This window comes from Syntrophorhabdaceae bacterium (assembly GCA_028713955.1).
Taxonomy (GTDB): Bacteria; Desulfobacterota; Syntrophorhabdia; order Syntrophorhabdales; family Syntrophorhabdaceae; genus UBA5609.
The window spans coordinates 1-6928 of record JAQTNJ010000166.1; the positions used below are offsets into that span (position 1 = coordinate 1).

General features: G+C 48.7%; 8 protein-coding genes and 2 tRNA genes. 6 read left to right on the top strand and 4 right to left on the bottom strand.

Features of this window, described 5'->3' with window-relative positions:
• Window positions 1-361, top strand: a 361-nt coding sequence (locus PHU49_12410) for an Asd/ArgC dimerization domain-containing protein (GenBank protein MDD5244811.1), incomplete at its 5' end; no start/stop codon positions are given.
• A 151-nt stretch (window positions 362-512) separates the two neighbouring features.
• Here PHU49_12410 and PHU49_12415 read toward each other — a convergent pair.
• Window positions 513-1487 carry a lysylphosphatidylglycerol synthase transmembrane domain-containing protein gene (locus PHU49_12415; protein ID MDD5244812.1) on the bottom strand — a complete coding sequence of 325 codons (975 nt, stop codon included), beginning with the start codon at window positions 1485-1487 and terminating at the stop codon, window positions 513-515.
• A 78-nt stretch (window positions 1488-1565) separates the two neighbouring features.
• On the opposite strand from PHU49_12415, the gene PHU49_12420 reads away from it, so the two are divergent.
• The 3 genes from PHU49_12420 (at window position 1566) to PHU49_12430 (ending at window position 3220) form a co-directional block, all read left to right on the top strand.
• On the top strand, window positions 1566-1694 hold the full coding sequence (locus PHU49_12420; protein ID MDD5244813.1) for a hypothetical protein: 129 nt from the start codon (window positions 1566-1568) through the stop codon (window positions 1692-1694).
• Between the two features lie 334 nt (window positions 1695-2028).
• A complete protein-coding gene (locus PHU49_12425) occupies window positions 2029-3015 on the top strand; it encodes a ketoacyl-ACP synthase III (protein ID MDD5244814.1) in 987 nt (328 codons plus the stop codon).
• Between the two features lie 115 nt (window positions 3016-3130).
• A tRNA-Ser gene (locus PHU49_12430) sits at window positions 3131-3220 on the top strand.
• A 109-nt stretch (window positions 3221-3329) separates the two neighbouring features.
• Here PHU49_12430 and rnr read toward each other — a convergent pair.
• The 3 genes from rnr to PHU49_12445 form a co-directional block, all read right to left on the bottom strand.
• Window positions 3330-5435: a ribonuclease R gene (rnr, locus tag PHU49_12435; protein ID MDD5244815.1), complete on the bottom strand. Its 2106-nt coding sequence runs from the start codon at window positions 5433-5435 to the stop codon at window positions 3330-3332.
• A 94-nt stretch (window positions 5436-5529) separates the two neighbouring features.
• Entirely contained in the window at window positions 5530-5907 is a 378-nt protein-coding gene (locus PHU49_12440; protein ID MDD5244816.1) for a hypothetical protein, read from the bottom strand.
• A gap of 108 nt (window positions 5908-6015) precedes the next feature.
• Window positions 6016-6089: transfer RNA gene (locus tag PHU49_12445), tRNA-Arg, on the bottom strand.
• Window positions 6090-6254: 165 nt separating this feature from the next.
• Between PHU49_12445 and PHU49_12450 the strand changes: the two genes are divergently transcribed.
• Window positions 6255-6701, top strand: a complete 447-nt coding sequence (locus PHU49_12450; protein MDD5244817.1) for a cyclic nucleotide-binding domain-containing protein — start codon at window positions 6255-6257, stop codon at window positions 6699-6701.
• A gap of 39 nt (window positions 6702-6740) precedes the next feature.
• A complete protein-coding gene (locus tag PHU49_12455; protein MDD5244818.1) occupies window positions 6741-6923 on the top strand; it encodes a hypothetical protein in 183 nt (60 codons plus the stop codon).
• Window positions 6924-6928 lie beyond the last annotated feature (5 nt).

The following is a 6928-nucleotide window of genomic DNA, read 5'->3' on the forward strand; positions in this document are numbered from 1 at the left end:
GATGAAGGTCACCTTTGTTCCCCATCTTTTGCCGATGAGCAGGGGTATTCTTACAACGGTCTATGGCAGGCTGAAAGAACATTCCGCAACAAAGGACATTCTCGCGTTGTACAGGAAAACCTATGCCGGAGAGCCTTTCGTGCGTATTGTCGATGAAGGCGCATATCCCGATACCAGGTTCACGCGGTTTTCGAACTATTGCGATATCGGTCTGAAGGTATTTGAAGACGGCAGGATCGTTGTCATCTCCGCCATCGACAATCTCGTCAAAGGCGCGTCAGGCCAGGCTGTCCAGAACATGAATATCGCCCTCGGCATAGACGAGACTGCGGGCCTCAAGAGCGTCCCGCAGTATCCATAGTCAAAGAAGCAAATCCGAAATTCTAATATCGAAGCACCAAACAAATTCAAATGTTCAAATATCAAAACAGGGGAATGTATTTGTTTTGTACATTTAAGTTTTGGATTTATAGATTGTTTGGTGTTTGGTGCTTAGTGTTTCGAATTTGTCGTTACTGATTTTCTTCCAGCTTCTGTATCTCTTTCAGCTTCAGATGCTCTTTGATCAGGAAGATGAAGCCCAGGATATTGTATGGGATGTACCAGGAGGCATGAAAGATGATTGAAGCGGTAAATCCTTCGTACTTCGGGACATCAAATATGGACAGCAGATATACGAGGAGGAACTGGTAAAGACCGATGTAACCGGGAGATGAAGGGATGGTGATACCCATATTGAGGAGCACGCAGATGAAAGGTATATATAAGAAACTGATATTGATGTGAAGCATAAGGATAACGAAATAAAGCCCCAAAGCCATGAAGAGCCATTCGATAAAGGCGATGAAGATAATATACAGGAGATTCAACGGCGAGCCGATCCTCTTCAGGTTTTCCTGTATCTCAATGAGACGTTTTGCAAATTTAGTAAAGGCCGGTTTCCCTGTTCTTGCGATTCTGCCGGCAATGGCGCCAACGAACTTTTCCCTGCTTAAAAGCACCATAAGTGTGACGAGGATGAAGAGTGCAAGGACGAGTATGGAGATGGCCTGCGAGACCCTGGGGGGCAGGCTGTGTTTTGGAAAGAAGAAAAATGTTATGAGTAAAAGTCCGATAAGGTCGAAGATCCTGTCGATGATGACCGTTGTGATGCCGTACGTAAGAGAGATCCCCGTCCTTTTTGACAGCACATAGCCCCGTGCCAGCTCACCAATTCGCGCAGGGAGTATGTTGTTGATAAAAAGACCGATGATAAGGGAGGCAAAGGTATCGCGGAACCTGACGTTCCCGCCGGCAACCCGTGCCCATTTTAGGGAACAAAGCGCTACAGCGGCAAAGATGGACATTGTGGGCATAAATACGAAACGAAGGTCAGCGTTTTTGAGAGTCGCGATGATCTCCCGGAACCGTATATCCTTCATGGAAAAATAGAGAAGAACGAGACTGATTATGAGCCCGAGTATGGTAATGAATTTATGTTTTTTCATTTTCTGTAGTTGGCGCAGTAAATACCGCCACAGACAAGTATAAGCCCTGAAACAAGTCCAAATGTCAACTCTTCTTTCATGAAGAAGACCCCCGAAAAGACACCGGATATCGGTGTCAGGAATGTGAAGGCCGAGAGCCTGCTTACGGGATGGACGTGTATCAGGAACCAGACAAAGTATGATACGAAGGCAACGATAGTATGGTGAGGGCGAGGATCGCGGCAAAACCCCCGGCATCTATGTGCTCTTTCGTCATCGTTTCGGCAGCCGACAAGTTTTAAAAAGATAAGGCTCGTATGTCAAGGAATTAATGCAGCCCATAGCCGACTCGATACTGGATGCTCGTCACTCGATTCTGGATGCTGGAGAAAACCGTCAGGCGTGAGCCGTATATCCAGTATCAAGTATCCGGCATCCAGCATCTGTGCTCCATATTAAATCCTTGACAATTATCTGCCTTTTTTGTTCTATTAAGACACTCAAAAAGGGTTCAGGGGTGCACAGCTTCCGGAACCCTTCATTGCTTGAACAGGGGAATTTAATGATGAGAATTGGAATAGTTGGGACAGGTTCGTATCTTCCTGAGAAGGTCATGACGAATTATGATATTGAGAAATTTCTGGATACGTCCGATGAATGGATATATACGCGAACCGGCATCAAAGAGAGGAGGATTGCGGATGAGAATCATGCAACCTCCGACCTCTGTAAAGTTGCCGCGGAGCGGGCCATGGTGGCCGCGGGCGTGAAACCTGACGATATCGATCTTCTCATCCTCGCTACGATCACGCCTGATACACATTGTCCTGCCGGTTCAAACTGGCTTGAGGCGAAGTTGAAATGCAATAACGCTGTTTCATTTGATATTACTGCTGCATGCTCGGGATTCATCTTTGCCCTTCACATTGCCGACAGGATGATCAGGTGCGGGACGAACAAAAGGGCGCTCGTTGTTGCCGGTGAGATCATGAGCAGGGTAGTGAACTGGAAAGAGCGGGAAAGCTGCATCCTCTGGGGTGACGGGGCAGGGGCGGCCGTAATCACCGAAACAAATACAGGCGCGGAGATAATGTCCACTCATATCCATACTGATGGAGCAGGCGGCGACACACTCCTTATGCCGGGCGGAGGATCAAAGACAACACCTATCTCTTATGCGAGCGTTGACAAGGGACTCCATTTTCTGAAGATGATAGAGGCGAACAAATCCTTCAAAGTGGCCGTGAACAGGTTCTCGGAGGCCTGCGAAGAGGCGGTCGCCGTGAACGGATATGCGATCAATGATGTCGATGTCATTATCCCTCATCAGGCGAACCTCCGTATCCTGCAGGGCATGGCGAAGAAGCTGAAAGTACCCATGGAAAAGATCTATATGACCATCGAGAAATATGGTAATATATCATCTGCAACAGTTCCCATAGCCCTTGACGAAGCTGTACGGAATGGGACTATCACAAAAGAAAAGCTCGTGCTTTTAACTGCATTCGGCGGCGGTCTCACCTGGGGCAGTTCTTTGATAAGATGGTAACTTCAGCAGAGAGCTGAGAGCGGAGAGCAGAGGGATGAACATATTGGTCTTTTTGGTGCAACGATTTTTTTTGAACTCTTAGCTCTATGCTCCGTGCTCATAGCTGATTCTATCCGGAGGGATGGCTGAGTGGCCGAAAGCGGCGGTCTTGAAAACCGTTGGGCGTTCACGCGCCCCGTGGGTTCGAATCCTACTCCCTCCGCCATTATCAGCAATCAGCCGTCAGTCGTAAGCAGACGGCAACAAATCAAAGTGGATCTGACCGGCATCGAGCATCCAGTATCCAGTCTCCCCGCCAGGAAGGGCCTGTATCTTTATATCAGTTCGAAGTGGAGACGTTTGTGCTCGACGTCGGCGAGGATAACCTTTATCTTCACCCTGTCGCCGATGCGGAATATCTTTTTCGTCCTCCTCCCTATGAGCCTGAACTTTTCTTCCTGGAAGATGAAATAATCGCTCCGGAGGTCCGACAGGAGGACAACGCCCTCAACGAAGATATCCAGGAGCTCCACAAAAAATCCAAAGGACGTGATGTGGGCTATGATGCCTTCATATACCTCGCCCAGTTTGTCCTTCATGAAGAGTATCCTGATCCTGTCCTCAAGCTCCCTCTCAGCCTCCATCGCCACCCGCTCCCTTTCCGAAAGATGGAGGGCCATCTCGCCAAGCTCTTCTTCGCTATAACGGTGGCCTCCGTTGAAGGTGCTTTTCAGGACCCTGTGGCATACAAGGTCGGGATATCTCCTGATCGGTGACGTGAAATGCAGATAGCAGTCCGATGCCAGCCCGAAGTGTCCTTTATTCACCGGTGAATATTTTGCCTGCTTCATGGACCTCAACAGTACCCTGTTGATAAAAAATTCATAATCCGTCCCATGAACATTCTCGAGTATCTGCGACAGGAAAAACCTCCGGTCTTTACATTGCCTGTTGACGGGAAGGGTATAAAGAAGTTTTTCGAAGTCCCGGAGCTTCTCTTTGTCCGGGGGTTCATGGATCCTGTATATGGCAGGCAGTTTTTTTCGGAAGAGATAGCTTGCCACAGCCTCGTTCGCGGCGATCATGAACTCCTCGATGATCTGGTGAGAGAAGAGTCTCTGCGAACGGAGGATGTTCTTGATGCCGCCTTCGATATCGAGGATTACCTCCGGCTCGGGGAGGTCGAAATCGAGGGTGCCCCGCTGTGTCCTCTTTTCCCTGAGGGCGGATGCAAGCTCCTTCATGTGCTCCAGATCCGGCATGATGTCTGCCAGTTGTGCCTGTGTCTTTGTATTGCCGTTTAATGCCTCTTCGACCTGGTTGTAGGTGAGCCTCCTGATGCTCCTGATGATGGATTTTTGAAAAGTACTTTTGACCAGGCTGCCGTCCTTTGAGAAGTGCATTGCTGCTGTCACGGCGAGCCTGTCTTCATCAGGGTTCAGACTGCAGAGAATGTTGGAGAGGGCCTTGGGGATCATCGGCAGAACCTTGCCCGGAAAGTAAACGCTGGTACCCCTTTCGTATGCCTCCCGGTCGATATCCGATGATGGCCGGACATAATGGGAGACATCGGCGATCGAGACATAGAGGGTATAACCGCCTTTTATTTTATCGATACAGACGGCGTCATCGAAATCCTTTGCGTATTCGCCGTCGATGGTGACGTGCCTCAGCTTCCTCAGGTCGATCCTGCCATCTTCGATTTCGTCCCCCAGTCTCAGCGCCTTTGCCTCTGACTCGGTTTTTTGTCTGAACCGGAGCGGCAGGTTGTACTTATACTCCACGAACTGCGTGATAGACTGGGTGCTGTCTAACCCTTTTAATGACTTTACGACCGCACATTCAGGATTTTTCCATTCCTCGGGGAATTTCGTTATTCTGGCAGCTACGATGTCGCCATCGTGCATCTCTTTGTTTTTTGGATATGTCCCGACAATGAAACGCTGGGAGACCCTTTCGTCTTCGGGTATGACATAAAGCTGTCCTTTCTGCTGCTGGATGAAACCCACTATGTTCCGCATGCCCCGTTTTGTAACCTTGATGATCTTCCCTTCTTTGCGTCCCCTCGATGTGTGCTCGATCCGGGCAATGACCCTGTCGCCGTGGAGGGCCTCTTTGATGAATCGTGCCGGGATAAAGACATCTTTTTCTTGCGCCTTATCGGGGATGACAAACCCATTCCCGCTTTTTGTGCACCAGAGTGTCCCTGCCATAAGATTCATCTCGCGCGGTATGCCGAATGAGCCGCTCTTCAGCCTCATCACTGAACCTTTCTCGTTCAAATCTCCCAGGAACCGTTTCAGTTCTTTTCTGTATTTTCTGCTGATGCGGAGTCTGTCAATAAGCTCATTGAGGCTTAAGGGACGCCCTTCCTGCGCCAGGATCCTGGTGAGAACCTTTTCGTCAAAGTCAGGTGAGATGTTATGTCTATTCTTTTTCATAATTAGAGCAGTAGATAGTATATAGTATATCGTATGTAGTATATAGTAAACTGCAAAAATCAGGGTTACCCTGCGATATACGAAATACTATATACTAAGTCGACGCCGGTTCGTCGGGACCGTCCCCGCATCCTTCCGTTGCGAGCGCGATCTCTTCTGTTATTCCGTTCTGCTCGGCGAAGATAACGCCTTGCAGCGCCCGGGGCGATAATCCCTCGATCAATGTGTCATCGATGTTCAGTCCGCAGGCACCGCCGAGGTGCACCACCTGGTTGTGTACCGTTTTGGTCTCCCTGTCCGTGTAAAGGGACCCTTTTCCACCCTCAAGCGCGAGGCTGCTGCCGTGGCTGTGAGACCTGTAGATAATGGTGAATTCTTTCCCGTTATCTGTGACGAGGTAGGTACCGGTTATATCCGATGAACCGGAATGCCCATCGTTTTTGTATTCGCTCACCTTTTTTATCGTGATCATCGCATGGGTTCCTGTTTATTAGATTCTTTGAGACATCTTTTTTGTGCTTGCGCGTAAAGGGGTTTTACGCACAGACCGGCTTACCCTTGTTGTATTTATATGAAAATACGCGCCCAGCAGGATTCGAACCTGCAACCTTTGGATTCGTAGTCCAACACTCTATCCAGTTGAGCTATGGGCGCATTTTATACGGTGTGCCTGTAAGCTGTTTTATTACCATATTTGGACACCGTTGTAAAACCAAACTTGCCGCTGCGCCGTGCAGGTCAGGACGCTTTACTATTGCAAGAATACAATAATGTGCTAATAGAATAGTAAGAGATCATATAAACAAGGAGGTGATTGGCATGTCCATCATGGAGGCATCTCCGACCAGGGAATCAGACCTTTTTAAAGGTGTAAGCCAGCGCGTAATCAGTGAGATCGGTAAAAACAGTGAAGAGGTGAGCTTCGGAAAGGATACGGTCATATTCAGGGCCGACGAGGATGCACGCTATCTCTATGTGCTTGTAGAAGGTGATGTCGATATCGTTGTCCTCGAAAAGGAGAATATGCACTTTAAGGTCATCAGGCCCGGTGAGATCTTCGGCTGGTCGGCCCTTGTTGAACCTTATACATACTCTGCAATGGCGCGCTGCGTTGTCGGTACGAAGGCCATACGGATAGCCCGCGACTCAATTGAAAATGCTGTAAAGCGCCACCCGGACGAGGGGTTGATCATTTATAAACATCTCATGGGGATTATTGCGCAGAGACTGCGAAACGCTTATCAATATATCTACAGGCAGAAATAGCGGTTTCTCGGTAATGTGCAACAAAAAAGGAGGTCGGAAATGATTGCCCTTAATATGAATTTGGAAGAGGCAAAATTACTGCTTGAGGTCATAGAGAGGTATGATATGCACCTCAGAGTGGAGATCAGGCGTACCTACAAGAGGGAATTCCGTGATGTCCTGAAAGACCGGGAGAAATCCCTGGCCGTGATCATTGACCGGCTGAAAAATCTGGCGAAGTGAGGATT